Origin of the sequence: Burkholderia catarinensis (genome assembly GCF_001883705.2) — a bacterium.
Classification (GTDB): Bacteria; Pseudomonadota; Gammaproteobacteria; order Burkholderiales; family Burkholderiaceae; genus Burkholderia; species Burkholderia catarinensis.
Window position 1 is genome coordinate 15,763 of sequence record NZ_MDEQ02000001.1, and the last position, 24,761, is coordinate 40,523.

The 24,761-nt window shown below is 69.2% G+C and carries 26 protein-coding genes and 1 pseudogene; 12 read left to right on the forward strand and 15 right to left on the reverse strand.

The window, feature by feature from the left end; genetic code table 11:
* Positions 1-17 precede the first annotated feature (17 nt).
* Positions 18-176 (forward strand): annotated as a pseudogene (locus BFF94_RS00050) (DUF1840 family protein); the annotation flags it as partial.
* 73 nt (positions 177-249) lie between these two features.
* Here the strand turns inward: BFF94_RS00050 and BFF94_RS00055 are convergent.
* The 3 genes from BFF94_RS00055 to BFF94_RS00065 form a co-directional block, all read right to left on the reverse strand.
* A complete protein-coding gene (locus tag BFF94_RS00055; RefSeq protein WP_164497711.1) occupies positions 250-414 on the reverse strand; it encodes a hypothetical protein in 165 nt (54 codons plus the stop codon).
* A 44-nt stretch (positions 415-458) separates the two neighbouring features.
* Positions 459-740: a hypothetical protein gene (locus BFF94_RS00060; protein WP_128841499.1), complete on the reverse strand. Its 282-nt coding sequence runs from the start codon at positions 738-740 to the stop codon at positions 459-461.
* A gap of 76 nt (positions 741-816) precedes the next feature.
* A complete protein-coding gene (locus tag BFF94_RS00065) occupies positions 817-1,002 on the reverse strand; it encodes a hypothetical protein (RefSeq protein ID WP_128841500.1) in 186 nt (61 codons plus the stop codon).
* Positions 1,003-1,369: 367 nt separating this feature from the next.
* Between BFF94_RS00065 and BFF94_RS00070 the strand changes: the two genes are divergently transcribed.
* Complete coding sequence (locus BFF94_RS00070; protein ID WP_128841501.1) at positions 1,370-3,289, forward strand: DUF3857 domain-containing protein; 1,920 nt, start codon at positions 1,370-1,372, stop codon at positions 3,287-3,289.
* A 56-nt stretch (positions 3,290-3,345) separates the two neighbouring features.
* A complete protein-coding gene (locus tag BFF94_RS00075) occupies positions 3,346-3,513 on the forward strand; it encodes a hypothetical protein (protein WP_164497712.1) in 168 nt (55 codons plus the stop codon).
* A gap of 116 nt (positions 3,514-3,629) precedes the next feature.
* On the opposite strand, the gene BFF94_RS00080 is transcribed toward BFF94_RS00075, so the two are convergent.
* Positions 3,630-4,679 carry an AraC family transcriptional regulator gene (locus BFF94_RS00080; RefSeq protein ID WP_128841502.1) on the reverse strand — a complete coding sequence of 350 codons (1,050 nt, stop codon included), beginning with the start codon at positions 4,677-4,679 and terminating at the stop codon, positions 3,630-3,632.
* A gap of 70 nt (positions 4,680-4,749) precedes the next feature.
* Between BFF94_RS00080 and BFF94_RS00085 the strand changes: the two genes are divergently transcribed.
* Positions 4,750-5,961, forward strand: coding sequence for an MFS transporter (locus tag BFF94_RS00085; RefSeq protein WP_219138800.1), 1,212 nt, complete (start codon positions 4,750-4,752; stop codon positions 5,959-5,961).
* Between the two features lie 30 nt (positions 5,962-5,991).
* Here BFF94_RS00085 and BFF94_RS00090 read toward each other — a convergent pair whose 3' ends face one another.
* The 4 genes from BFF94_RS00090 to BFF94_RS00105 form a co-directional block, all read right to left on the reverse strand.
* Positions 5,992-6,837: a helix-turn-helix domain-containing protein gene (locus BFF94_RS00090; protein ID WP_128841504.1), complete on the reverse strand. Its 846-nt coding sequence runs from the start codon at positions 6,835-6,837 to the stop codon at positions 5,992-5,994.
* A 48-nt stretch (positions 6,838-6,885) separates the two neighbouring features.
* Positions 6,886-7,443, reverse strand: a complete 558-nt coding sequence (locus tag BFF94_RS00095; protein ID WP_128841505.1) for a carboxymuconolactone decarboxylase family protein — start codon at positions 7,441-7,443, stop codon at positions 6,886-6,888.
* A 138-nt stretch (positions 7,444-7,581) separates the two neighbouring features.
* Positions 7,582-8,343: an isocitrate lyase/PEP mutase family protein gene (locus BFF94_RS00100; protein ID WP_219138801.1), complete on the reverse strand. Its 762-nt coding sequence runs from the start codon at positions 8,341-8,343 to the stop codon at positions 7,582-7,584.
* A 136-nt stretch (positions 8,344-8,479) separates the two neighbouring features.
* A complete protein-coding gene (locus BFF94_RS00105) occupies positions 8,480-8,947 on the reverse strand; it encodes a MarR family winged helix-turn-helix transcriptional regulator (protein ID WP_128841507.1) in 468 nt (155 codons plus the stop codon).
* An 81-nt stretch (positions 8,948-9,028) separates the two neighbouring features.
* Here BFF94_RS00105 and BFF94_RS00110 point away from each other — a divergent pair, with 81 nt between their 5' ends.
* Positions 9,029-9,397 carry a hypothetical protein gene (locus BFF94_RS00110; protein WP_128841508.1) on the forward strand — a complete coding sequence of 123 codons (369 nt, stop codon included), beginning with the start codon at positions 9,029-9,031 and terminating at the stop codon, positions 9,395-9,397.
* Between the two features lie 91 nt (positions 9,398-9,488).
* A complete protein-coding gene (locus BFF94_RS00115; protein ID WP_128841509.1) occupies positions 9,489-10,106 on the forward strand; it encodes a glutathione S-transferase family protein in 618 nt (205 codons plus the stop codon).
* Between the two features lie 58 nt (positions 10,107-10,164).
* Here the strand turns inward: BFF94_RS00115 and BFF94_RS00120 are convergent, their stop codons facing one another.
* From BFF94_RS00120 to BFF94_RS00140, 5 genes are all read right to left on the reverse strand, one after another.
* The gene (locus BFF94_RS00120; protein WP_128841510.1) at positions 10,165-10,887 is read right to left on the reverse strand and encodes an HAD family hydrolase; all 723 of its coding nucleotides are present in this window, start codon (positions 10,885-10,887) and stop codon (positions 10,165-10,167) included.
* A 23-nt stretch (positions 10,888-10,910) separates the two neighbouring features.
* Positions 10,911-11,882, reverse strand: coding sequence for an ornithine cyclodeaminase family protein (locus BFF94_RS00125; RefSeq protein ID WP_219138802.1), 972 nt, complete (start codon positions 11,880-11,882; stop codon positions 10,911-10,913).
* An 87-nt stretch (positions 11,883-11,969) separates the two neighbouring features.
* Positions 11,970-13,100 (reverse strand): DSD1 family PLP-dependent enzyme, encoded by a 1,131-nt coding sequence (locus tag BFF94_RS00130; RefSeq protein WP_128841511.1) that lies wholly within the window; start codon positions 13,098-13,100, stop codon positions 11,970-11,972.
* Between the two features lie 129 nt (positions 13,101-13,229).
* Entirely contained in the window at positions 13,230-14,156 is a 927-nt protein-coding gene (locus BFF94_RS00135) for a LysR family transcriptional regulator (protein WP_128841512.1), read from the reverse strand.
* A gap of 97 nt (positions 14,157-14,253) precedes the next feature.
* On the reverse strand, positions 14,254-15,168 hold the full coding sequence (locus BFF94_RS00140) for an NAD(P)/FAD-dependent oxidoreductase (protein ID WP_128841513.1): 915 nt from the start codon (positions 15,166-15,168) through the stop codon (positions 14,254-14,256).
* 140 nt (positions 15,169-15,308) lie between these two features.
* Here BFF94_RS00140 and BFF94_RS00145 point away from each other — a divergent pair, with 140 nt between their 5' ends.
* The 4 genes from BFF94_RS00145 to BFF94_RS00160 all read left to right on the forward strand — a co-directional run bounded on the left by BFF94_RS00145 (position 15,309) and on the right by BFF94_RS00160 (position 21,190).
* Positions 15,309-15,749: an RrF2 family transcriptional regulator gene (locus BFF94_RS00145; protein ID WP_128841514.1), complete on the forward strand. Its 441-nt coding sequence runs from the start codon at positions 15,309-15,311 to the stop codon at positions 15,747-15,749.
* 250 nt (positions 15,750-15,999) lie between these two features.
* The gene (locus BFF94_RS00150) at positions 16,000-16,584 is read left to right on the forward strand and encodes a DUF2760 domain-containing protein (RefSeq protein ID WP_219138803.1); all 585 of its coding nucleotides are present in this window, start codon (positions 16,000-16,002) and stop codon (positions 16,582-16,584) included.
* The gene (locus BFF94_RS00155; RefSeq protein WP_128847891.1) at positions 16,581-18,422 is read left to right on the forward strand and encodes an Hsp70 family protein; all 1,842 of its coding nucleotides are present in this window, start codon (positions 16,581-16,583) and stop codon (positions 18,420-18,422) included. The genes BFF94_RS00150 and BFF94_RS00155 overlap by 4 nt, the downstream gene beginning before the upstream one ends.
* 5 nt (positions 18,423-18,427) lie before the next feature.
* Complete coding sequence (locus BFF94_RS00160; protein WP_219138805.1) at positions 18,428-21,190, forward strand: Hsp70 family protein; 2,763 nt, start codon at positions 18,428-18,430, stop codon at positions 21,188-21,190.
* An 85-nt stretch (positions 21,191-21,275) separates the two neighbouring features.
* On the opposite strand, the gene ctlX is transcribed toward BFF94_RS00160, so the two are convergent.
* Both ctlX and ocd read right to left on the reverse strand, forming a co-directional pair.
* Complete coding sequence (gene ctlX / locus BFF94_RS00165; RefSeq protein ID WP_219138806.1) at positions 21,276-22,277, reverse strand: citrulline utilization hydrolase CtlX; 1,002 nt, start codon at positions 22,275-22,277, stop codon at positions 21,276-21,278.
* 59 nt (positions 22,278-22,336) lie between these two features.
* A complete protein-coding gene (gene ocd, locus BFF94_RS00170; RefSeq protein ID WP_128842643.1) occupies positions 22,337-23,416 on the reverse strand; it encodes an ornithine cyclodeaminase in 1,080 nt (359 codons plus the stop codon).
* A gap of 316 nt (positions 23,417-23,732) precedes the next feature.
* On the opposite strand from ocd, the gene BFF94_RS00175 reads away from it, so the two are divergent.
* The gene (locus BFF94_RS00175) at positions 23,733-24,164 is read left to right on the forward strand and encodes an Lrp/AsnC family transcriptional regulator (protein WP_006479718.1); all 432 of its coding nucleotides are present in this window, start codon (positions 23,733-23,735) and stop codon (positions 24,162-24,164) included.
* Positions 24,165-24,357: 193 nt separating this feature from the next.
* Entirely contained in the window at positions 24,358-24,759 is a 402-nt protein-coding gene (locus tag BFF94_RS00180) for a GlcG/HbpS family heme-binding protein (RefSeq protein WP_128842645.1), read from the forward strand.
* The last annotated feature ends 2 nt before the right edge of the window (positions 24,760-24,761 follow it).

Genomic DNA, 24,761 nt, shown 5'->3' on the forward strand with positions numbered 1-24,761 from the left:
CCGCGTGACGGCTCGACGATGCATCGCCGCATGCGGGCGGGCTCGCGCAGCGCGCGTGGCCGCTGCTGGACATGATGCGTGCGGCCCATGAACAGGGCCGGCACGTGATGTGGGGCGTGCAGGCGCAGCGCGGGCGCAGCGCGCGCATGCCGCCCGCGGAACCGGGCTTCCGCTGAAAGGCCGACGGCCTCGCGTCGAACGATGCGCAAGGCATCGGCCGATTTTTTGCGCGGCGCGATCGTGGCACGCTTACGGATGGTGATGCGTATGCGTATGCGAGCGCGACGAGCGCCGCGCGGAGCGGCGCAGCAGCCTGTCGCGCGTGCGGTCGCGGCCGCGCCGGGTCGCGAAGAACAGCACCGCGAACACGAGGATCGCGAGCAGCACGAGGGTCCGGACGATATCGTTTTCCATGTCGCCTCCGGCAGGATGGGGGACGAGGAATGCGTGGCCGGCTGTCAGCCGGCGGGCATGCAGGCGCTGGCGAGCTTCGTGTCGATGAAGCGCTTGGCCAGCGCGATCGAGATCCTGACCGCGTCCGTGTCCGCGTCGTTGCGGAACACGTGATGCTTCGGGTCGAGCAGGTGCGCTTCGTGGCATCCGCCCGCATCGCGCCAGTACACGACGGCGAGCGGCTGGTACGGCGTGCCGAGTTCGAACCCTTCGCCGGCCACCGGGTCGACGAGCGCGACCGCGCGGATCCCGCACTGACGATAGGTCAGGCAGAGCGGCGATTCCATGACGGTCTTCACGGCGGGCACCGGCCGTTCCGACCCCGCGCGGCGCATGATCGGACGAATGGGCGCCGGGCCGGATTCACGTCAGCATCGGCATCGCTTCGATCAGCGCGATACCGAGCAGCGCGCCGAGTGCGGCGCCGACCACTTTCGGATGCCACCGCTCGCGATGCAGCGCCGTCAGCAGCGCGCCGGACAGGATCACGCCCGGCAGCGCGAGCGCGATCACGAGGTAACCGATTTCGAAATCGTGGTCGATCTGCACGATGTTTCCTTCCCCATGTCGGCGTGTCGCGCTCGGCGCAATCTCGTTTGCTCCGCCGACGTCGCCCGCACGAGTGATCTGCCTGAATTATATGTCGCGACATGATATAAAAATCGGTCTCGCCCGGGCAGGTTGCGCAACGGCGATATTCCGGTGTTGCGACGCCGGTGACGTCGGCCCGGCCGCTTGCCGCGTCGCGGAGGCGGCCTTTCGCCACGCGGCTTGACGCTCGCCGGTACGTCACCCACACTGGGTCGCACGACGGCCACGCGGCGCGTGGCCTGTCATGCGCGCGTCATGCGGGTCGATCCGTTCGCGCCGGCGCGCGTCCCTGGCGTCCAGCAACGAATGCGCGGAGTGCTTCGACGTGGTGCGTTTTCCTTTCCGATGGACCGGCTGCCTGTTCGCGTGCGCCGTTGCGCTCGCCACCTGCGTGCTTGCGCGGCCGGTGCTGGCCGATACACCCGATACGCCCGACACGAGCCGCACGGGCGACGAAGCGCCCGTCACGCTGGTCAGCGACGTCCACGAGTTCGTGATCCAGCACGACGGTTCGCTCGACGAGCACGACGATTCGACGCTGCGCGCGAACAACGCGAACGGCATCGACGCGGTTGCGCAGCGCTATGTCTGGTTCGACAAGAATCTCGAGAAGGTCGACCTGCTCGCTGCCGAGACGATCGACCGCGACGGCGTCGCGCATCCGGTCGGCGCGGACGGCATCCGCGACGTGCAGGAGCCGCGCTCGGCCGGCGCGCCGACGTTCCAGGACGGGCTGTTGCGCACCGTCGTGTTCCCCGGCGTCGAAGCCGGATCGAGCACGCGCGTGGCGTTCCGCAAGACGCGCACGAAGCCCGTCAATCGCGGCTACTTCGGCTATTACGTCGAGCCGTCGCGCGAACCGGTCGACAGCCAGCGGCTGATCTTCGACGTGCCGGCCGACCTGCCGCTGTACGCGGATGCACGTGGCTACGTCGCGCTGCCGCCGGTGACGGCGAACGGCCGTACGCGCTACGAGTTCGACTACCGGCACGGCCCGTACGACCGCATCGAGAACGGCGCGGTCGGCTACCCGACCTACGGCGACCGGCTCGTCGTGTCGACGCTGCCCGACTACGCGGCGTTCGCGGCGCGCTACCGCAACGCGGCCGTCGACCCGAGCACCGACGATCCGGCCGTCGTGCAGCTGGCGCGCGCGCTCACCGCGGCTGCCGCCGATCCGCGCGACAAGGCGCGCATCCTGTACGACTGGGTGCAGGCGAACGTGCGCTACGTCGGGCTGTTTCTCGGCGAAACGGCCGCCGCGCCGCATCGCGCGACGGACATCCTGCGCAACCGCTACGGCGACTGCAAGGACCACGTCGCGCTGTTCGGCGCGCTGCTCGCGGCGGTCGGCATCCGCAGCGAACCGGTGCTGATCAATCTCGGTGCCGTGTACACGCTGCCGTCGGTGCCCGGTTACGGCGGCGGCGCGATCAATCACGCGATCACGTGGCTGCCCGATCTCGCGCTCTACGCGGATACGACGACGGCCGGCATCGCGTTCGGCTATCTGCCGCCGATCGTGATGGATCGCCCCGCGCTGCTCGTCGACACGGGCGTGCTGTCGCGCACGCCGGCCACGCAGCCGCGCGGCCGCATCGCGCGGGTCGAGATCGATGCCGCCCGGCAGGGCGCCGCGCGTTTTCATGCGTACATCGAGGACGACGGCTGGACGGCCGAACTCGAACGCAACCTGTTTCGCCGCGCGCCGCACGAGCGCATCGAGCAGCTCGCGACCGAACGCCTGCGGCAAAGCGGCTTGCGCGGCCGCGCGCAACTGTCGACCAGCGACCGGCGCGTGACCGGCGGGCCGTTCGACGTGACGATCTCGGGCACGCTCGATCATTTCGTGTGGCCCGACGGCACGACCGCATTGCCCGCGCTGTCGAGCCTCACGGGCGGCATCGCGACGCAGGTCGAAGGCTGGCTGGCCGAGCCCGTGCGCACGCAGCCGTGGGGCTGCATCGGCGGCACGTTCGACGAGACCGGCCAGATCGCGCTGCCGGCCGGTGTCGTCGTGACCGACTTGCCGGCCGATGCGGCCGTGCACGACCGCTTCGTCGACTTCACGTCGCATTACGTGTTCGACGCGGCCGCGCGCGTCGTGCAGGTGACGCGGCGGATGACGGCGGCTTTCGGCCGTCAGGTATGCACGCCGGACGAATTCACGGCGCTGCGTGCGTCGCTCGAGCGCATCGAGCGTGACACGCAGGCGCAGATCGTCGTGCGGGCGAAAGGGCGTTGAACGGGGAGGAACGGTGAGCGCGTCGCTGCCATCGGGCGACGCACAGGAGAAACATCATGACGGAACGGGATCACGAGATCGCCGATCTCTCGAAGGAATTGCTGGGCAGGATCGTGCAGGGCATGATCGCGAACGGTGCGGCCGTGGATGTGCAGGCATGTGCTGCGCTTGCCGTGCAGTGCGCGGCGGCGCTGGTCGACGAGCTCGACGCACGCAGCGGCTGAACGCCGAAGGACGTCACGCGCGGCGGCGACTTGTGCGACGCCGGCGAACGCGCGACTTCGGCGCGCGGCAGCGCAGGGCGGGCTGTCGGTCAGCGCCGCGCGTCAGGCGTCAGGCCTTACGCGTCGACACGCACGTCGCCGTCCGCGCGCACGGCGCCCGGCGGCTTGCCCACCACACGCTTGAACGCGCGGCTGAACGCGGCGAGCGACCCGTAGCCGAGCCGGTAGGCGACGGCTTCGATCGTCTCGTGGTCGCGCGCGATCCACTGCGCGGCGAGCCGCATCCGCAGCTCGGTCAGGTAGCGCACCGGCGTCATGCCGGTCGCCGCGAGAAAGCGCTCGGCGAACACCGAGCGCGACACGCCGGCTTCGGTGGCCAATTCCGCGACGCTCCAGTTGCGGCCCGGATCGCGATGCAGCGCGACGATCGCGCGGCCGAGCTTCGGCTCGCGCAGCGCCTGCACCCAGCCCGTCGCGTCGCCGCATCCGCATTCGACCCAGCCGCGCACGATGAACGCGGCGACCACATCCGCGAGCCGCGCGAGGATGCCCGCGAAGCCCGCGCGCGCCGAGCAGGATTCGCGCTCCATCGCGTCGAGCATCGGGCGGATTTCCGGGTAGCGCGCGAGCAGCGTGCCGACGTGCATGAACTCGGGCATCGTGCCGACGAGCGGCTGCATGCCGCCGAGATCGAGCTCCATGCACGCGCTGAAGATCAGCGCATCGCCGGCGCCCGGCTCCGTCGCCGCGGAGGCCGCGGGCGACGCGCCGGCCGACGCCACTGACGCCACCGTATCGCAGATCTTCGCGACCTCGAAGCCGTTGATCTCGCGGCACGGCGCATCCGGGTCCGACACCAGCGCGTGCATCCGGCCGTGCGGCAGCAGGATCGCGTCGCCGGCCTCGAGCCGCATCGTCTCGCCGGTCGCGTCGCGCAGCAGCACCGGCCCGCGCCCGACGAAATGGAACTGCGCGCGGCCCGGCGCTTGGCCGAAATTCAGCCCGAACGGCCGCGCGACCTGGATGCGGCGGTACTGCACGCCGCTCAGGCGCATCCCCAGCAGCAGCTCGCTGACGAGGTCGTGCGCGTCGGGGACAGGGGGAAGCAGCGGCTCGGACATATCGAGATTCGGACGATCGATCAACAAGAACGGATTGTATGTCATAGACCGTCCTGCTGCCGTTCCTTACGATACGTCGTCATCAGTATTTTCCCTAACCGACACGGAACGACGCATGAATCCCGGAATCCCCCCGGCCGCCACCACGGCGGCCTCCCGCGAACCGGCCTGGGGCGCGGTATTCGCGATGACGCTGGGCGTCTTCGGGCTCGTCACGGCCGAATTCCTGCCCGCGAGCCTGCTGACGCCAATGGCCGACAGCCTCGGCGTGACCGAAGGCGTGGCCGGGCAGGCCGTGACGGCCACCGCGACGGTCGCGCTCGTCACGAGCCTGCTGATCTCGGCGCTGACGCGCACGATCGACCGGCGGCGCGTGCTGCTCGCATTCTCGGTGCTGCTGGTCGCATCGAATCTGGCGGTCGCGTTCGCGCCCAACCTGACGACGCTGCTGGTCGGCCGCGTCGTGCTCGGCGTCGCGCTCGGCGGCTTCTGGACGATGGCGACAGCCACTGCGATGCGGCTCGTGCCGACGGCGATGGTGCCGCGCGCGCTGTCGATCATCTTCAGCGGCGTGGCGGTCGCGACGATCGCTTCCGCGCCGATGGGCAGCTACTTCGGCCACCTGATCGGCTGGCGCAACGTGTTCCTGATCGCGGCCGTGCTCGGCGGCGTCGCGTTCGTGTCGCAGGTCGTCACGCTGCCGTCGATGCCGCCGAGCGGCACGACGCGGCTGCGCACGCTGATCGACGTGCTGCGCCGGCCGACCGTCGGCCTCGGGATGTTCGCGACGATCCTCGTGTTCACCGGGCATTTCGCGTTCTTCACGTACCTGCGGCCGTTCCTCGAGCAGGTTGCGGGCGTCGGCGTGAACGGGCTGTCGGCGATCCTGCTCGGCTACGGCATCGCGAACTTCGTCGGCACGTCGCTCGCGGGCCGCGTGCTCGAACACCGGCTGCGGCCGATGCTGATCGGGATGCCCGCGCTGATGGTCGTGCTCGGCATCGCGCTCGTCGCGCTCGGCCGTGCGCCGATGCTCGACGCGGTGCTCATCGCGTTGTGGGGGATGGCGTTCGGCGGCGTGCCCGTCGCATGGTCGACGTGGGTCACGCGCACCGTGCCCGACGAGGCCGAGAGCGCGGGCGGGCTGATCGTCGCGGCGATCCAGCTCGCGATCGCGACGGGCGCGGCGGCCGGCGGCGTCGTGTTCGACGCGAACGGTGCGGCCGGCGTGTTCGTCGCCGCGGCCGTCGTGCTGGCGGTCGCGGTCGCGACGATCGTGACCGGCGTGCCGAAGCGGGTGGGCGTGGTGTCCGCGCTGGCGGAATGACCGGCGCCGGCGGGCCGTTCGGCCCGCCGCTCAGCGCACCGGCGCGTGCGCGTCGAGCAGTTGCCGGTGGCGCGCTTCGGTCGCGTCGTCGGCGGGAAACATGCACTCCATGCGCAGCTCCTGCGCCGCGGCGCTTTGCGGCGTACCGACCGTCGTGACCAGCGAGAAGTAACGCAGCACGACGCCTTCGTGCACGAAGCCGATCGGAATGACCGGCAGCGACGGCGCGGCGGCCGGCGCCGGCGGCGTTTTCCAGTCGCGTGGTGCATCGGGGCTTGCGAGCAGGTCGTCGAGCAGCCGCCGCGCGTCGTCGTCGATCACGCGGCCGACCGATTCGCGATGCACGCGCTGCAGCAGGCTGCGCGACACGCTGTCCCAGTCGGCCAGGAACGGCCGCATGCCGTGCGGATCGAACATCAGGCGCAGCAGGTTGCGCGGGCCTTCGCGCGCGGCCATGTCGATGAAGCAGCCGAAAAAGCGCGGCGCCGCATCGTTGGTCATCAGCACGTTCCAGTGGCGGTCCATCACGATCGCCGGGAACGGATCGTGCTGGCGCACGACCCGTTCGAGCGCGCGGATCACGCCGTGCATCTCCTGTGCATCCCACGGCGCTTCCGAATACACGGGCGCGTAGCCGGCCGCGAGCAGCAGCGCGTTGCGCTCGCGCAGCGGCACGTCCAGCGTCTGCGCGAGCGTCAGCAGCGTGTCGCGGCCCGGCACGCTGCGCCCGCTTTCGATGAAGCTGATCTGGCGCTGCGAGATGCCCGCGTCGAGCGACAGGTCGAGCTGGCTCACGCCGCGCACGTCGCGCCAGTAGCGCAACAACTGGCCCAGTTCGTGCGGCGGCGTGTCCGGATCGCGGCGGCTGGCGTTCATCGGGCCTCCCTGATCGTTCCGTGATCGACGCGAACGACTATATCGGACTCATGCGGCGCTCGCATGCCAAGCGAACTCGTCGAACGGCGCTTCGAGCGTGGGCTGCGTGACGCTGCCGACGTAGTTCGTGATCGTCGACGCGGCAACCACTGCGATGACTTCCAGCAGTTGCTCGGCGGAGAAACCGGCGTCGACGAACGATTGCCGGTCGGCATCGGAGAGGCGGCCGCGGGTGTCGATCAGCTTGCGCGCGGTGGCCGACAGCGCGGCCAGTTGCGCGTCGCCGGGCAGGCCACCGCGCCGGATCGCGTCGACGTCGGCGGGCAGAACACCCTGATTCAGCGCGAGCGCGGTATGGAACGCGACCGGCCACTCGCTCGCGTTCGTGACCGCGTTGGTGAGCAACAGCGTCTGGATCTGCGGCTCGGTGAGGCTGCTGGCGTGCACGCGCTCGAACAGGCCGATGAAACCGTTGATCAGCACCGGCGACGCGGCCATCGCCGCCGCGATGTTCGGGACCATGCCGAAGGTTTGCTGGAGTTGCTGGAGCACAGGCTTCGATTCGGCCGGCGCCGAGTCGATCGTATGAAGCGGATAGGCGGACATGGTGTCTCCCGGGCGATGAGCGCCGCCGGAATGGCGGCGCGACACCCGAAGCGTAGGAGCGAGCGTGCCGCGCGCCAATTACACGGGATGTAATCGCTGGATGCGCGCGCGAGGCCGTCCGCCCCGCGAATCCGCTGGCTAGCCGCCTTGCCCGACCAGCGCCGCCAGCGTCTTCATCGCCTGCAGGTACGGATACGGCCCGTGGCTGATGCGGGCCACGCCGGCTTCCGCGAGGTCGGCGAGCGTCGGCGTATCCGCGACGCGCATCACGTTCACGGGCAGCGGCGAAGCGGCGGTCAACTTGCGAATGAGCGCCGGCGAGCGAAGGCCCGGCACGAACAGGCCGTCGGCGCCGGCCGCTGCGTACGCGCGTGCACGGGCCAGCGTCGCGTCGAGCAGGCGTTCGTCGTGCGTGTCGGCCGCCGCCTTGAAGAACACGTCGGTACGCGCGTTGATGAAGTAGTCGGCGCCCGCGCGATCGGCTGCCTGCCGTGCCGCCGCGACCCGGGCCGCCGCTTCTTCGACGTCACGCAATTCGCCCGTCGCCGGAAAACTGTCTTCGAGGTTGCAGCCGATCGCACCGGCCTCGATGCTCAGCGCGATCGTCTCGGCGACATCCTCCGGCCGCTCGCCGTACCCGCTTTCGAGGTCGACGGTGACGGGCAGGTCCGTCGCGCGCGTGATCCGCTCCAGCACTTGCATCATGAGTGCCCGCGGCATCTGCTCGCCGTCGACGAACCCGTTGGCCGCCGCGACCGACCAGCTGCCGGTCGCCAGCGCGACGGCGCCCGCTTCGGCCACCGTGCGCGCGCTGCCGGCGTCCCACACGTTGAACAGCGCCAGCGGCTGGCCTGCCCGGTGAAGCGACCGGAAATACGCGCCTTTCTCGTTGCTGCTCATGCTCGTTCCTCCTGGGGGAAAACCGGATCGGTTGGGGGTCGAGCGATATTGCCACCGAATCGAGTGCGGCGACGGATTCGCGCAATGGCTGCTGACAACGCGTGGCAGGAAGTCGACTGGCGCTCCGCGCGCCGGCTCAGTCGCGCGTGGCAGGATCGACCGACAGCGTGCGCAACTGGCCGCGCAACTGATCGACTTCCCCCGGTGCGAATGGCCGTTCGATCTCGGCATGCGTTTGCTGCCACAGCGGAAACGCTTCGGCCAGCAGGCCGTGGCCGGCCGGCGTCAGTTCGAGCAGGCGGCTGCGTCCGTCGTCCGGGTCCTGCATGATCGTGACGAGGCCGCGCCGCTCGAGCGGCTTGAGCGCGGCCGTGAGCGTGGTGCGATCCATCGCGAGCAGCGACGCGACCGATTTCATCGGGGCCGGCTGCGGCCGGTTCAGCGACATCAGGAGCGAAAACTGGCCGTTGGTGAGGTCGAGCGGGCGCAGCACATCGTCGAAGATGCGCGCGAGATTGCGCGCCGCGCGCTGCATGTGCAGGCACAGGCAGCAATCGCGCACCATCAGCGTCGTTTCGAAAGGGAGCGTTTCTTTTCGTGCCATGTTGCAATTGTGTTGATATCAACCTATCTTGTCAAGGTCGAGGTGCGGCAGCCCGCCGCGCCTGTCATCGGAGGAGAAGGCATGAGTGCGCAACAGCAGTTGTATCTCGCCGTATTTCTCGGGACCAAGGATAGCCCGGCCATGAAGGCCTGGCTGGCGCTGCCGGAGCAGGAGCGGCGCACGCGCGAGCGGGACGGCATTGCGGCGTGGCATGCGTGGGTCGACCGGCATCGCGACGCGATCGTCGAGATGGGCGGGCCGCTCGGCAAGACCAAGGCCGTCGATGCAGGCGGCATCAAGGACACGGCGAACGCGATGAGCGGCTTTACCGTCGTGCGGGCGGCTTCGCACGACGCGGCGGCCGCGCTGTTCGAAGGCCATCCGCATTTCACGCTGTTCCCGGGCGAGGCGATCGACGTGATGCCGGTGCTGGCGATTCCCGGTGCGTGAACGACGCGTGATGTCGTGCGCCGCGCGTCGTCGATGCGCCGCGGCCCGCATGCGCGACATTTTTTCCGGACATTCTGGAGGGAGATGGGCGATGAAGCTTTACGGATTTGCCGGCACCCGCTCGCAACGCGCGCTGTGGGGGCTGAAGGAACTGGATGCGGATTTCGAATTCGTGTCGGTCAACCTGCTCGAGGGCGAGCACAAGCGGCCCGAATTTCTGCGCCTCAATCCGGCCGGCAAGGTGCCCGTGCTGGTGGACGGCGACCTCGTGATTCCCGAGTCGGCCGCGATCGTGCTGTATCTCGCGGACAAGTACCCGGAGAAGGCGCTGCTGCCGGTCGATCCGGCGTTGCGCGCGGAGGCCTACCGGTGGGTCATGTTCGCGGTGACGGAGCTCGAGCAGCCGTTGTGGCGGATCACGCGGCATTCGTTCCTCTATCCGCCGGAGAAGCGCTCGCCCGCCGATATCGAGCTGGCGCGCGAGGATTTCGCGGCGATGGCTGTGATCCTTGACAAGCATCTCGAAGGGCGCGAGTTCATCGTCGGCAATTCGCTGACGGTGGCCGATTGCGTGACGGCCTACCTGATCGACTGGGCGAGCGAATGCCACCTGATCGAACCGTTCCCGCAACTGCGTGCGTATCTCGATCGGTTGTATGCGCGGCCGAAGGCGCCGCAGCGGATCGCGGACGCGAGGAAGGCGGCGTGAACCTGCGGCGGGTCATCCATCGCGTTGGCATGACCCGCCGCGACACGCCCGCATGCGGTCACGACACCTCGTCAGGCCCGCCGAGCGCGCGGCACAGCATCGACAGGTCGCGCAGCGTGAGATGCGGCGCCGCGGCATGCTGCGGGTCACGTTCCACTTCCTGATGCGTGTCGCGAACGATCCATGCCGCCTGCAGCCCCGCATTCAACGCGCCGACGATATCGAGGTGGAAATCGTCCCCGACATGCAGCAGTTCCGCCGGACGCACGTCGAGTGCGTCCGCCGCCGCATGGAATATCCCGGGTTCCGGCTTCGCGATTCCGAACGCCTGCGCGCTGAGTGTTTCCCGAAAGAATTCGCCGCCGCCGGTCAGCCGGAGATCCGCATTGCCGTTGGTCACCGCGATCAACGGAAAGCGGGCGCTCAGCCACGCAAGCGCCGGCAACGTGTCTTCAAAGAACTCGACCTTGTTCCGCGCGGAATAGAACGCGGCGTACGCGTGCTCGGCCAGCGCGACATCTTCGTTCGCCCGCTCCAGCGCGAGCCCGATCGATCCGAGTCGCAACGCGCGATAGTCGCTGGCGAGGTCCGGGCACAAACGTTCGTATTCCTCACGCAGCTCGCTCAGCGTCTGATGCGTGGGCAGCACGCCCGCGGTATTCGGCGCGTGCTCGATCAGCCATGCGTGAAGCGCTGCCTCGGCCCGTTCGACGGTGGCTCCGAACGGCCACAGCGTGTCGTCCAGGTCGAACGAGAGGGCGGACACTTTGGCAAGACGCATGGCGGTTGAAAGAGGGAAGTTGTCTACCAGGGCCACGGAACGAAGGTTCCGGTGCCGTTATCGAGTGCCTGCCGATACAGGAAGCGTGCGACGGTGAGGTCCTGAAGCGCGAGCCCCGTCATGTCGAATACGGTGATCTCGTGCGCGGCACGGTCGACCGACACCGTTGCTGCGAGGATGTCACCGATTTCAGTGCGTGGCAAATCCGGCGCCCACTGACATTCGCCGATGCTGCGCGCCTGCTCTTGATCGTCCACGAAAATGCGCGCACGTTCCAGCACGCCTGCCGGAAGCTCGCGCTTGCCCGCCGTGTCGGCGCCCACGCAAGTGAGATGGGTGCCGGGCTGAACCGCATCCGCATCGAACAACGCACCGCCGCCCGGTGTTGCCGTGATGACCACGTCGCTATCAGCCACCGCATCGTTGCGGTCGCGCGCCACGCGGATCGCGCACCGTTCCCGGAAGGCCGATTCGAACGCAGGGTCCGGCTCGCCGCTGACGTTCGCGTACTGCACCGTGCAGCGTTGCGGCAGCAGCCTGAGCGCATAGTCGAGCTGGACGCGTGCCTGCACGCCCGTGCCGAACACGCTGATCCGGGTGCTGTCGCGGCGGGCGAGCTGCTGCAGCCCGATACCGCCCGCGGCGCCGGTCCGCGCGGTGGTGATCGCGTTGCCGTCCATGATGCACAGCGGGCGGCCGGTGGCCGGATCGAACAGCGCAACGGTGGCCTGATGCGGCTCGCCGCCGCGTGCCCGGTTGCCCGGCCAGAACCCGGCGGCCTTGAAACCGAGCAGATCCTGGCTCGCGACATCGCCCGACTTGATGCCGAACACGCCGCCGGTGTGCAGCTTCTCGCGAACCACCGGGAATACGCGCCCGGCCCTTTGACTGTGCAGCACAAAGGCTTCGCGCACCGCCGCCATGACTTGCTCGGCCTGGAGGGCGGGTTCGACGGCATCGCGGTCGAGAAGCAGGAGTCGGGCGTCTGTCGGCATTTCAGGTCGGTCGTTCCGGTGCAAGGCGAAGCGGGGATGTTTAAATATTGTCCAGATTTGGACGAATAGTCAATGTGTGCGGGTCGCTCACCACCCGTAGAAGCGCGGCCACGCCTGCGCGCCGCCGTCTTCGCCGATGGCCTGGTATTCGGGGTGTTGCGCGCCGGTGGCGCACGCGTGATTCGGCAGGATGCGCAGGCGCGTTCCGATCGGAAACCGCTGTGCGATGCCCGCGTCGGGCGAGCCCGCGCGCGACACGATGCCGTGCTCCTGGTTGGCGGCGCTCATCACGTAGTCGCCGAGCACTTCGCCGCCTTCGGTGCAGACCTGCCCGTAACCGAAATCGCGGGTCTGGCGCTGCGTGCCGCGGTCGCGGCTCATCGCCATCCAGCCCGCGTCGACGATCGCCCAGCCTTTCTCTTCCTGGTGACCGATGACGGTGGTCAGCACCGACAGTGCGATGTCGGACAGTTCGCACACGCCGACGTTGTGCATCACGAGGTCGAACATCACATACACGCCGGCGCGAACCTCGGTCACGCCTTCGAGGTGTTCCGCCGCCAGCGCGGTGGGCGTCGAACCGATACTCACGACCGGGCAGGGCAGCCCGGCGGCCTTCAGGCGCTCCGCGGCCCGCACGGTGCGGCTGCGCTCCTGTTCGGCGATTGCCGCCAGCGCTTCCCGCGTATCGTATTCGTAGCTGGAACCCGCGTGGGCCAGCACCCCGCCGAGCACCATCCCGCCCTCGACCAGTGCGCGGCCCACGTCGATCAGCAAGTCGGCCTCGGGTGGGACGCCCGAGCGGTGGCCGTCGACGTCGACCTCGATCCACACTTCGAAGCGCTCGCCGTGCGCGCGCCCGAATTCCGCGATGGCGTGCGCGGCTTGCAGGCTGTCGGCGACGATCTTCAGGTCGCAGCCCTGCCGGCGCAGCGCAAGCGCCTGGCCAAGCCTGGCGGGCACCATGCCGACCGCGTAGACGATGTCCCGGATGCCGCCCGCGAAGAACTGCTCGGCTTCCTTGAGCGTCGACACCGTGATGCCCTGCGCGCCCGCCGCGATTTGCACGTCGACGACTTGCCGGCACTTGGTGGTCTTCACGTGCGGCCGGAATTTCACGCCGAGTGCGTCCAGATGCGCCTGCATGCGGTCGATGTTGTGCCGCATGCGGCCGACATCGATCAATGCGGCCGGGGTGTTGAGGGTTTGGATGTCCACGATGCGCTGCCTCGAAGTGTTGCCGATGCGGACACTGTAGGGCTATCGACGGGCGCCGCGTTTAACGCAGGCCTAATCCGTCATTAAACGCTGTTTAATCGACCGAATTGCGCGGACCATCGGGGCGGCTCATGCCTTGCCGCGCCACGGCGGCGGGCTGAGAAACCGCGTCGCGGCTTCGAGAAAAACCCGTTGCCGCGCGGAGCGGCCGGTGCGCGACGGCAACAGCGCGGTCACGGGCGCGGGCGGCAGGTGCCAGTCGGGCAGCAGCCGGACGAGCTTGCCGTTCGCCAGCAGCGGGGCGACGTCCCACTCGGAGCGTTCGACGATCCCGAGCCCGGCCAACGCCCATTCGGTGATGACGGTGCCGTCGTTGGACGACAACGCGCCCGCGACGCGGATGACGGTAGCGCGTCGCGACTCGCCCTTGACGTCGCCGCCTGGCGAGAAGCGCCATCGCGGGATGTCCTCGTCGTTCTCGCGCAGGCACAGGCAGTCGTAGCGCGTCAGGTCGGACGGATGATCCAGGTCCTTGATGTGACGCGCGTAGGCAGGGCTCGCGCACAGGAACCGCTCGTTGGGCGCAAGCGGATACCCGATCCACGACGAGGACTTGAGGCTGCCGACATGGACGACCACGTCAGCCCCCGACGCGCTGGTCAGCGGGCTCTCCGACAGGTGGAGCGAGATTTCCAGCTTCGGATGGGCGCGCTGCACGTCGCGCACGATCCGGGCGACGTACTTGCGCCCGAAGCCGAGCGGGGCGACGACGCGCAGCGTGCCCTGCACGTCGCCGTGGTCGCCTGCAATACTGATCGGCAGCGCCTCCACGCGCTCGAGAATGTCGACGGCTTCCTGGTACAGCCGCTGCCCTTCGTCGGTCAACGCAATCCCTTTCGGCTGCCGCACGGCGAGCCTGGCGTTCAGCCGCGCTTCCATCCGCTGCAGGCGAATCGTGACCGCGGGCGGCGTGAGATCGAGCAAGCGGGCGGCAGAGGCCAGCGAACGCGACATGCCGATCGCGCGTATGAGTCGAAGGTCGTCGAGGTCGAGCATTTCATGTCTCTTAATGCTGGCTGTTCCGAGCATTAAACCGCAGATCGCGCGACGATGCCATCGCCGCACATCGCGCGGCCCGCTGCTCCACGCACCGTTACGTGTCGAGCCCGACAATCAGCGACCGGTGTGCGGCGACCCCGGCCATCACGCCCGACGCCGACGCGAACGTCGCGTTGGTCATCGGCGTCGACGCGTCGCCGGCCGCGAATGCCCCGGCGACGCTTGTCTGCTTCCACGTATCGACGCGAACGACAGGGCCGAGCGGCCCTTCGTCGAACGCGCAGCCGAGCTGTTGCGCGAGGTCGCTCGCCATCGTCGTGCGCGCACCGACGAACAGCGCGTCGATCGGCACGACCTGCCCGTCGGCGAGCCGCAGCGCGTCGATACGCGGTGCATCGCCAAGGATTTCGACGACCGGCGACCGCTCGATGCGCACGCCGCGCGCGCTCAGCAACGCAGCCTCTTCTTCATTCGCGTCGACCACGCCCTGCGTGAACCACGTCGTCGGGCCCCAGTCCGGAATCAGGATCGCCTGATGCACGGAAAGCGGATGCGTGGCCAGCACGCCGAGCCGCTGGCCGCTCACCTCGTACCCATGGCAATACGGACAGTGCAGCACGCTGACGCCCCAGCGTTGCGCGAGCCCCGGCAGCGCGGGCAGTTCGTCGCGGATGCCGGTCGCGAGAATCAGCCGGTCCGCGCTCGCGCGGCTGCCGTCCGACAGCGTCACGTGGAAGCAGCCATTCGCGTCGCGCTCGGCGGTGCGCGCTTCGCCTTCGATCCGCTGCACGGTCGGATACGCCGCGAGCTGCGCGGCGGCTTCGGCAACGATCTGCGCGGGCGGCTTGCCGTCTTGCCCGAAAAAGCCGTGCGCGTGTTCGGCAAAGCGGTTGCGCGGCCGGCCGGCGTCGATCACGAGCACGCGGCGGCGCGCCCGTGCAAGCTGCATCGCGGCCGACAGCCCCGCAAAGCTGCCGCCGACCACGATCACTTCATGATGGTTATGCATGCACCCGCTCCTTTCTTGAGCCTGCGTGAATGACGAACGTGCGCCGATGGCGGCCAACTCATGGAACACGAAAAGTTACATGATAGGGGGATGGTATCATTCATGCAACTTCAGAAGTTTCGAGAGAGGGGGGCCCGCTGGTGAGAACCGACAGCCGTTTGTCGCGCATGCTGCATGCGCTGATCCACATGGACCAGGCCGACGGCCCGCTGACGTCGGAGACGATCGCGACGATGCTGTGCACGAATCCGGTCGTCGTGCGGCGCCTGCTCGGCGGCTTGCGCGACTGCGGCTACGTGCAGTCGGAGAAGGGGCACGGCGGCGGCTGGGCGCTGAGCGTCGCGCTCGACGACATCACGCTGCTCGACGTCTATCGTGCAGTGGGCGAGCCGCCGCTGTTCTCCGATCTGGTGCCCGAGGACGCGCCCGAATGCCTGGTCGAGCAGGCGGTCAACGCGCATCTGTCCGCGACGCTGAAGGACGCCGAAGCATCGCTGCTGGCGCGCTTCGGCGAAGTCACGCTCGGCATGCTGTCGCGCGATTTCGAAGCGAAGGCGGCCCGGCTGCGCAAGCCGCGCTGACGCGCCGCAGCATGACGACCGATCGCCGCTGACGTGCGATCCGGCGCGGCCGAAACCACCGCGCCGCCGCGCTCTGTCCCCCAACTTCTGCCCGGTTCGCCCGCCACAGGGCAAAATACGGGTTTTCCGCACCCGCGAGGGCGCGACCGAATCACGCGCCGGGCGGCGGCAGTGCGCAATCCGCACGCCGCCGCCGGGCGCCCAGGCAAGATCGCTCGCCGCGTCGCGAGCCCACAGGAGTCCAGACCCCATGCCCGAATCCAACCTGTCCTTCTTCGGCCGGCTGTCGCTGGCCGTCGGCACGTTCTTCTCCGTGCTCGGCAACCGCGAGTTCGCGGCCGGCGTGCTGCGCGTGCGCGATGGCGCCCCGGCCCCGGTCGCGCCGACCCCGGCCCCGGCCGCCGCGCCCGTCGCGCCCGCGCCCGTGAAGGCGCCGGCGCCCGAGCTGCGCGAAGCGAGCCCGCAGGCCGCGCTGCAACTGCTCGGCCTGCTGCAGCGCGATGCGCGCTTCATCGACTTCGTCGAGGAAGACATCGCCGGCTATGCGGACGCCGATATCGGCGCGGCCGCGCGCCTCGTGCACGACGGCTGCCGCGCCGCGCTGCGCGAACACTTCACGATCGTGCCGGTGCGCGACGAAGCCGAAGGCAGCCGCGTGACGCTGCCGGCCGGCTTCGACGCGACGGCCGTGCGCGTGACGGGCAACGTGGTCGGCTCGGCGCCGTTCTCGGGCACGGTCAGCCATCGCGGCTGGCGTGTTTCCGACGTGCGCCTGCCGAAGCTGACGGGCAGCCACGACGCCTCGGTGGTCGCACCGGCGGAGGTGGAACTGTGAGCGATCCGCGCTATTCGATCGGTATCGACCTCGGTACGACCCACTGCGCGCTGTCGTACGTCGACAGCGCCGCGAGCGACGGCGAAACGATCACGCAGCAGGTGCTGCCGATCGCGCAGCTCACCGCGCCCGGCGCGCTGGAATCGCGCGACCTGTTGCCGTCGTTCCTCTACCTGCCGCATGAAAGCGAACTGACGCAGGGCGACCTGACGCTGCCGTGGACGGCGTCGCGCGGCTTCGCGGTCGGCGAGATGGCGCGCACCCGCGGCGCTGGCACGCCGATCCGCCTCGTGTCGAGCGCGAAGAGCTGGCTGTGCCACCCGGGCGTCGATCGCCGCGCGGCGATCCTGCCGAGCGATGCGCCGCCGGAAGTGGCGCGCGTATCGCCGCTGGAAAGCTCGATCCGCTACCTGACGCACCTGCGCGAAGCGTGGGACCACGCGCATCCCGACGCGCCGTTCGCCGACCAGGACGTGACGGTCACGATCCCCGCGTCGTTCGACCCGGCCGCGCGCGAGCTGACGGCCGAGGCGGCACGCGCCGCCGGCTACTCGCGGATGACGCTGCTCGAGGAGCCGCAGGCCGCGCTTTACAGCTGGATCCAGAAGAGCCAGGGCGGCTGGCGCAAGCAGGTGCAGGTCGGCGACCTGATCCTGTGCGTCGACGTCGGCGGCGGCACGACCGACCTGTCGCTGATCGCGGTGGTCGAGCGCGACGGCAATCTCGAACTGCATCGCGTGGCCGTCGGCGAGCACATCCTGCTCGGCGGCGACAACATGGATCTCGCGCTGGCGCACATCGTCGCGCGCAAGCTCGCGCAGCAGGGTACGCAGGCCGATCCGTGGCAACTGCGCGCGCTCACGTACGCATGCCGCGCCGCGAAGGAAACGCTGCTGTCCGATCCGACGACCGACGCGGTGCCGCTCGTCGTGCCGAGCCGCGGCTCGAAGCTGATCGGCGGGTCGATCCGCACGGAACTCACGCGCGCGGAACTCACGCAGACGATCCTCGAAGGCTTCTTCCCGCAGGTCGATGCGGCTGCGCGCCCGGTGAGCCGCGCGCGCGTCGGCCTGACGCAGCTCGGCCTGCCGTATGCGCAGGACGCGGGCATCACGCGCCATCTCGCGGCGTTCCTCGGCCGTCAGGTCGCGGCGCTCGACACGCTCGAAGGCGTGCAGCGCACGCTGCCGCAGGGCGCGACGTTCCTGCATCCGACGGCCGTGCTGTTCAACGGCGGCGTGTTCAAGTCGACGCTGCTCACGCAGCGCGTGCTCGACACGCTCAACGGCTGGCTCGCGGCAGAAGGCGCGCCGCCCGCACGCCTGCTCGAAGGCGCGGATCTCGATCTCGCGGTCGCGCGCGGCGCGGCGTACTACGGCTTCGTGAAGCGTGGTCGTGGCGTGCGGATTCGCGGCGGCACGGCGCGGGCGTACTACGTCGCGATCGAATCGGCGATGCCGGCGGTGCCGGGGCTCGAACCGCCGGTGCAGGCGCTGTGTGTCGCGCCGTTCGGGATGGAGGAAGGCTCGGACGCGGCGCTGCCGCCGCAGGAGTTCGGCCTCGTCGTCGGCGAACCGGTGCAGTTCCGCTTCTTCGGTTCGTCGGTGCGCCGCCAGGATCAGGTCGGCACGCTGCTCGACTACTGGTCGGCGGACGAGCTGCAGGAGCTCGAGGAAATCCAGGCGACGCTGCCCGCCGAAGGGCGTACCGTCGGCGAAATCGTGCCGGTGAAGCTGCATGCGCGCGTGACCGAGGCCGGCACGCTGGAACTCGAGGCGATCCCGAGCGGCACGAACGAGCGCTGGAAGGTCGAGTTCGACGTGCGCGGCGCCGCCTGAGCGCGATGAAGCGTTATACGGTCGGCATCGACCTCGGCACCAGCAATACGGTCGTCGCGTACGTCGAGGCCGGTTCCGACGCGATCCGCGTGTTCGACGTCGAGCAACTGGTCGGCCCCGGCGCGGTGGCCGCGCAGCCGCTGCTGCCGTCGGTGCGCTATCACCCGGCGGCCGGCGAACTTCCGCCGGACGCGCTGCGGCTGCCGTGGGCGGCCGATACCCGGGCAAAAGCAAACGCGAATGCGAACGCAGCCGGTGCGCCGCCGGCCGTGATCGGCCGCTACGCGCGCACGCTCGGCGCGCAGGTGCCGGGCCGGCTCGTGACGAGCGCGAAGAGCTGGCTGTCGCACGCATCGGTCGACCGGCTCGCGGCGATCCTGCCGTGGGGCGCGGCCGACGGCGTCGACAAGGTGTCGCCGGTCGACGCGAGCGCGAGCTATCTCGCGCATGTGCGCGACGCGTGGGACGTGCGCTTTCCCGATGCGCCGCTCGCGAAGCAGGACGTGATCCTGACGGTGCCCGCGTCGTTCGACGACGGCGCGCGCGCGTTGACGGTCGAGGCCGCGCGGCGCGCGAAGCTGCCGGCGCTGCGGCTGCTGGAAGAGCCGCAGGCCGCGTTCTACGACTGGCTGTACGGCCAGCGCGAGACGTTGCGCGACACGTTCGCCGACGCGCGGCGCGTGCTGATCTGCGACGTCGGCGGCGGCACGACCGACCTCACGCTCGTCGATGTCGCGCCGGGCGGCGACGGCGAACCGGCCTTCACGCGCGTCGGCGTCGGCAACCACCTGATGCTCGGCGGCGACAACATGGATCTCGCGCTCGCGCGCCTGGTCGAGACGCGGCTGACCGAGCCCGGCACGCGGCTGTCGGCCGCGAGCCTGTCGCAGCTCGTCGAGCGCTGCCGCGCGGCGAAGGAGCGGCTGCTCGGCGACGACGCGCCGGCGTCCGTCACCGTCACGCTGCTCGGCGCGGGCAGCAAGCTCGTCGGCGGCGCGCGCTCGGCCGAGCTGACGCGGCAGGAAGTCGAGCAGATTGTCGTCGACGGCTTCTTTCCGCAGGTCGAGGCCGGCGAACTGCCGCGCCGCGCGCGCGCCGCAATCGTCGAATTCGGGTTGCCGTATGCGAGCGACCCGGCCGTCACGCGGCACGTCGCCGCGTTCCTGAACCGTCATGCGGAAGGCCCGCTGCCTGACACGCTGCTGCTCAACGGCGGCGTGTTCCGCGCGGGCGCGCTCGCCGGCCGTCTCGCGCAGACGCTCGGCGCATGGCGCGGCGCGCCGCTCGACGTGCTGCACAACGCGCATCCGGATGTGGCGGTCGCGCGCGGCGCGGTGGCCTACGGGCTCGCGCGCGCCGGGCATGCGCCGCGCATCGGCGGCGGCTCCGCGCGCAGCTATTTCCTCGTGCTCGACGATGGCGCCGATGACGCGGCCGCGCGCGGCGTCTGCCTGCTGCCGCGCGGTGCGGAAGAGGGCCGCGAGATCCGGCTCGAGGATCGCACGTTCGCGCTGCAACTCGGGCAGCCGGTGCGTTTCCACCTCGTGTCGACGGTGGCCGAGACCGCGTACCGGCCCGGCGATCTCGTCGATCTCGACGGTGGCGATTTCGTGCGGCTGCCGCCGATCGCGACGGTCGTCGACGCGAAGGCGGGCAGCGACGCGCGCGAAACGCCGGTGAAGCTCACCGCGTCGCTGACCGAGGTCGGCACGCTCGAAATGCATTGCATCGCGACCGACGACGCGGCACGCCGCTGGCGGCTCGAATTCCAGTTGCGCGGCGATGCGCCGGCGCATGGCGACGACGCTGCGCTCGCGCGGCACCCGCGGCTCGACCACGCGATCGAGCTGATCGAGCGCTCGTTCGGCAGCAAGGCCGCGGACGTCACGCCGAAGGACACGCGCCGGTTGCGCGCGCAACTCGAACAGGTGCTCGGTGCGCGCGAAACGTGGGACGTCGCGCTCGCGCGCGAACTGTTCGACGCATTGCTCGCGCGTGCGCGGCGACGCCGGCGCTCGGCCGACCACGAGCGTGCGTGGCTGAACCTCGCCGGCTATTGCCTGCGTCCGGGCTTCGGCCATCCGCTCGACGCGTGGCGTATCGAGCAGCTTTGGCCGCTGTTCGACGACGGGATTCAATACGTGACCGACGGACAGGTGTGGTCCGAGTGGTGGACGCTGTGGCGGCGCGTGGCCGGCGGCCTCGACGACGACGCGCAGACGCAGGTGCGCGACGCGATCGCGTTCCTCGAACCGTCCGACGACAAGCGGCGCAAGCTGCCGTTCGATCCGGGCAAGGTCGGGCCGGCCGACATGACGCGGCTGTCCGCATCGCTCGAACGGCTGCCCGTCGAGCGCAAGGTCGAACTGGCCGAGCGCCTGATCGCGCAGTTGCAGAAGCCGGCCGAGCGCGCGCTGTGCGCGTGGGCGCTCGGGCGCATCGGTGCGCGCCGGCCGTTCTACGGCAGCGCGCACAGTGTCGTGCCGGCCGACGTCGCGAACGGCTGGCTCGATGCGCTGTTCGCGCTGGACTGGAAGCAGGTCGAGCCGGCCGCGTTCGCGGCCGCGCAGATTGCACGGATGACCGGCGACCGTTCGCGCGATCTGCCGGACGACACGCGTGAGGCGGTGATCCGGCGTCTGTCGGCCGCGAATGCATCGGCGGCCTGGATCGACATGGTGCGCGAAGCAATCGCGTTCGACGAAGCCGACACGGTGCGCGTGTTCGGCGAAACGCTGCCGGCCGGGTTGAAGCTGCTGGCCGGGTGAAAGTCCTGCGGGATGCGTCGGTCTCGTTCGCAGGCCGAAGCATCCGGTTGCGCCGGCCGCCGAGCAACGTGGGCATCCTTTTGATTCAGGCGTGCGATACCGCTTCGCGCTGCCGTTCCATCGATTCGATTTCCTTCACGTCCTGCGCCGCCGTGCGCCGCGCGAGATGAATCCCCGCGAGCATGCAGCGCACCGATCCGCCGGCCAGTTCGAGCGTCGGCACGTCGAGCGGCAGCAGCCGCGCGGAGTGCTCGATCGTCGCGCGCTGGTCGGGTGCGAGGCACTCGAACGCCCGCCGCGACAGCGCCAGCACGTGTCCGTTCGTTCCCGACAATTCCAGCGTATTGCCCGCGAAGTTCGCGATCTGCGACTGATCGAGCGCGATCACCGTGCGGCCCGTTTCGGTCAGACGGCGCGCGATCTCGTCGCGGCGCCGGCGGTCGGCGATCAGGTCGAGGCCGACCATCGCGAACTCGGTTGCGACGCTCATCATCACGTTCGTGTGATAGATCGGGCGCCCGTCGGCATCGGCCGTATCGAAGCAGATCGGCTCGAAATTGAAGTGCGTGCAGAAGCGCTCGAGCGCGACCGGATCCGCGCGGCGCGAACGCGCGGTGTACGCGATCCGCGCGACGTGGTCGAGCACCATCGCGCCGGTGCCTTCGAGGAACACGTCGTCGTATTCGAGCCCCGAATAGTCGATCACGTCCTGCACCCGATACTCGGCCTTCAGCATTTCGATCACGTCGGCGCGCCGCTCGCGGCGGCGGTTCGGGCTGTGCATCGGATACAGCGCGACGTGGCCGCCGGGATGCGTCGAGAACCAGTTGTTCGGGAACACGGAGTCGGGCGTGTCGCGCTCGCCGTGGTCGTCGAACACGTGCACGCGCACGCCCGCATCGGCGAGCGTCTGCGCGGCCGCCGTGACTTCGTCGCGCGCGGCCGCCGACACCGACGGCGTGTCGCTCGCGCCGCTGCCGGCCGTGCGCTGGAATGCGTTGTCGGCCGCGGTCTGCGGGTTCGGTACGAAGCGGTGCGGCCGGATCATCACGACGGCGGCCGGCGCCTGGATCGATACGAGATTCATGGAACGCAGGAACGAAAGGCAAGGAGCCGGGCGGCGCACAGGCCGCCCGGGATTGACGGTCAGCGCGCGAACGCGGCGACGGCTTCGGTGGCGAACGCCGCGTGACCCTGCGCGATCGCGGCCGGGTCGTCGATCAGCGCGAACAGGTTCTTCGGATCGACGGCCGGCGGAATCAGCGCGATCTCGACGCCCGCGTTGTGCTGCTGCGCGAGCGCGTACAGGTAGCGCAGCGCCGAGTAGTCCTCGAGCGCGAAGCCGACCGAGTCGAACACCGTGACCTCGTCCGCGCGTTCGCGGCCGGTCGTCTCGCGTTGCAGCACGCGCCACAGCTCGGTGACGGGGAAGTCGGCCGGCATCTGCTGGATCTCGCCCTCGATGCGCGACTGCGGCTCGAATTCGACGAACACGCGGCCCGCCTGCAGCACGCCCGCTTCGAGTTCGGTCTTGCCCGGGCAATCGCCGCCCACGGCGTTCAAATGCATGCCGGGCTCGATCATGTCGGCCGTGACGATCGTCGCGTACGCCTTGTCGGCGGTGACGGTCGTCACGATGTCGGCGCCGCGCACGGCGTCGGCGGTCGATGCGGCCCGCACGACGCGCAGCGCCGGGTATGCGGCGAGGTTCTGCACGAGCTTGTCGGTCGCGAGCGGATCGACGTCGAACACGCGGATTTCGTCGATGCCGAGCAGCGTATGGAACGCGATCGCCTGGAATTCGCTTTGCGCGCCGTTGCCGACCAGCGCCATCGTGCGCGAATCGGGCCGTGCGAGTGCCCGTGCGGCGAGCACCGACGTGGCGGCCGTGCGCAGCGCGGTCGTCAGCGTGAGTTCGGCGAGCAGCAGCGGGTAGCCGGTATCGACTTCGGCGAGCGCGCCGAACGCCATCACCGTGTGCATTCCGCGCGCCGCGTTGACGGGGTGGCCGTTCACGTACTTGAACGCGAACAGCGACGCGTTCGCGACCGGCATCAGTTCGATCACGCCGTCGCGCGAGTGGCACGCGACGCGCGGCGACTTGTCGAAATCGGCCCAGTGCAGGTAATCGGCGTGCAGCGTGTCGACGAGTTCGCGCAGGAACGTCGTGACGCCGGTTTTGGCAATCAGTCGGGCGGTGGCGGGAACGTCGAGGAAGCGAGTCATCGGTTTGTCTCCTGTCGACCCGAGTTAGCGCTTTAGCGGTTACTCGGGTCCTATGCATTGGCGTTCTGGTCGACCGGGCGGTGCTTCGGCGCGGGCCCGGGCTTCCGGGAAAGCGGCGGCGCGGCTTGTCCGGCCGGTCGATGGAGTCATTATTTCCGTGAGTCGAGCCAACAAAAAGACAGCAAAAGTGGCAGATTTATCGATAGACTTGGCAGAATGCCAGCCAATTTCGGCAGTTTGTCTGGTTTTCGCTGGTCGGAATGCGCAGCCTCCGGCACGCTGGCGGCCGGTCCACGCACAACAGGAAGGCCCGTTCATGATCACGCTCGACGACGTCGACCGGCAGCTCATTGCGCTGCTGCGCGACAACGCGCGACTGCCTGTCGTCGCACTGGCGAAGGAATTGCGCGTCGCGCGCGCGACCGTGCAGAACCGGCTGACGCGACTGGAGAAAAACGGCGTGATCGTCGGCTATACGGTGAGGCTCAAGCCGGCGGCCGAGCGGCACCGGATCCGCGCGCTGATGTCGATCGCGGTGCAGGGCAATCGCGGCGCGGAAGTGGTGAAGGTGCTGCGCGGGCATCCGAACGTCGCGTCGATCCACAGCACGAACGGCCGCTGGGATCTCGTCGCCGAACTGCATGCCGATTCGCTCGAGCATTTCGATCGCGTGCTCGGCGCGATCCGGCTGATCGACGGGATCGCGAATACGGAGACGAGTATCTTGCTGTCGACGCACAAGGCGTGACCGCGACGGGGCTGTCGGTCGAAACCGACGCGCCTTTTTTGCGTCGTTCCATTCGACGTGCTTGCCGTCGAACTGCCGTTCACGTATCGAGAGTATTGCCGAATATCGTTATGTCGGCTACCGTTTACGCTATATTTTTGATTTGGATAACTATGTAAAAGATCATCGAATCCAACAGGGAAAGCGACCGGAAATGAAAACAAAACCCGTATTGACGAGTGAAGACGTGAAGAAGATCGCCGCTGCATCGGAGGCTTTCGCGCTGGCCCGCCACTGGCCCGTGACGATCGCGATTCTCGACGACGGCGGCCACTTGCTGCACCTGCAGCGGCTCGATGGCGCAACGCCGAGTTCGGTCGAGATGGCGATCGCGAAAGGGCGTACGGCCGTGCTCGGGCGGCGCGAGAGCAAGATATACGAAGACATCGTGATGCAGGGTCGCGTGTCGTTCCTCAGCGCGCCGATGGCGGGTTTTCTCGAGGGCGGCGTGCCGATTGTCGTTGATGGCGAGACCGTCGGCGCTGTCAGCGTATCGGGTGTGAAGTCGGCCGAGGATGCGGAAGTCGCCCGCGCGGGGATCGCCGCGCTCGCGTAACG

Coding starts and splice junctions, on each gene's coding strand:
- BFF94_RS00115 (WP_128841509.1), top strand. CDS start 9,489: ATGAAGCTTTACGGATTTGCCGGCACCCGCTCGCAACGCGCGCTGTGG.
- BFF94_RS00110 (WP_128841508.1), top strand. CDS start 9,029: ATGAGTGCGCAACAGCAGTTGTATCTCGCCGTATTTCTCGGGACCAAG.
- ocd (WP_128842643.1), bottom strand. CDS start 23,416: ATGACTCGCTTCCTCGACGTTCCCGCCACCGCCCGACTGATTGCCAAA.
- BFF94_RS00055 (WP_164497711.1), bottom strand. CDS start 414: ATGGAAAACGATATCGTCCGGACCCTCGTGCTGCTCGCGATCCTCGTG.
- BFF94_RS00080 (WP_128841502.1), bottom strand. CDS start 4,679: ATGACATACAATCCGTTCTTGTTGATCGATCGTCCGAATCTCGATATG.
- BFF94_RS00125 (WP_219138802.1), bottom strand. CDS start 11,882: ATGCCGACAGACGCCCGACTCCTGCTTCTCGACCGCGATGCCGTCGAA.
- BFF94_RS00085 (WP_219138800.1), top strand. CDS start 4,750: ATGAATCCCGGAATCCCCCCGGCCGCCACCACGGCGGCCTCCCGCGAA.
- BFF94_RS00180 (WP_128842645.1), top strand. CDS start 24,358: ATGAAAACAAAACCCGTATTGACGAGTGAAGACGTGAAGAAGATCGCC.
- BFF94_RS00135 (WP_128841512.1), bottom strand. CDS start 14,156: ATGCTCGACCTCGACGACCTTCGACTCATACGCGCGATCGGCATGTCG.
- BFF94_RS00150 (WP_219138803.1), top strand. CDS start 16,000: ATGCCCGAATCCAACCTGTCCTTCTTCGGCCGGCTGTCGCTGGCCGTC.
- BFF94_RS00105 (WP_128841507.1), bottom strand. CDS start 8,947: ATGGCACGAAAAGAAACGCTCCCTTTCGAAACGACGCTGATGGTGCGC.
- BFF94_RS00100 (WP_219138801.1), bottom strand. CDS start 8,343: ATGAGCAGCAACGAGAAAGGCGCGTATTTCCGGTCGCTTCACCGGGCA.
- ctlX (WP_219138806.1), bottom strand. CDS start 22,277: ATGAATCTCGTATCGATCCAGGCGCCGGCCGCCGTCGTGATGATCCGG.
- BFF94_RS00095 (WP_128841505.1), bottom strand. CDS start 7,443: ATGTCCGCCTATCCGCTTCATACGATCGACTCGGCGCCGGCCGAATCG.
- BFF94_RS00060 (WP_128841499.1), bottom strand. CDS start 740: ATGGAATCGCCGCTCTGCCTGACCTATCGTCAGTGCGGGATCCGCGCG.
- BFF94_RS00160 (WP_219138805.1), top strand. CDS start 18,428: ATGAAGCGTTATACGGTCGGCATCGACCTCGGCACCAGCAATACGGTC.
- BFF94_RS00090 (WP_128841504.1), bottom strand. CDS start 6,837: ATGAACGCCAGCCGCCGCGATCCGGACACGCCGCCGCACGAACTGGGC.
- BFF94_RS00175 (WP_006479718.1), top strand. CDS start 23,733: ATGATCACGCTCGACGACGTCGACCGGCAGCTCATTGCGCTGCTGCGC.
- BFF94_RS00120 (WP_128841510.1), bottom strand. CDS start 10,887: ATGCGTCTTGCCAAAGTGTCCGCCCTCTCGTTCGACCTGGACGACACG.
- BFF94_RS00075 (WP_164497712.1), top strand. CDS start 3,346: ATGACGGAACGGGATCACGAGATCGCCGATCTCTCGAAGGAATTGCTG.
- BFF94_RS00140 (WP_128841513.1), bottom strand. CDS start 15,168: ATGCATAACCATCATGAAGTGATCGTGGTCGGCGGCAGCTTTGCGGGG.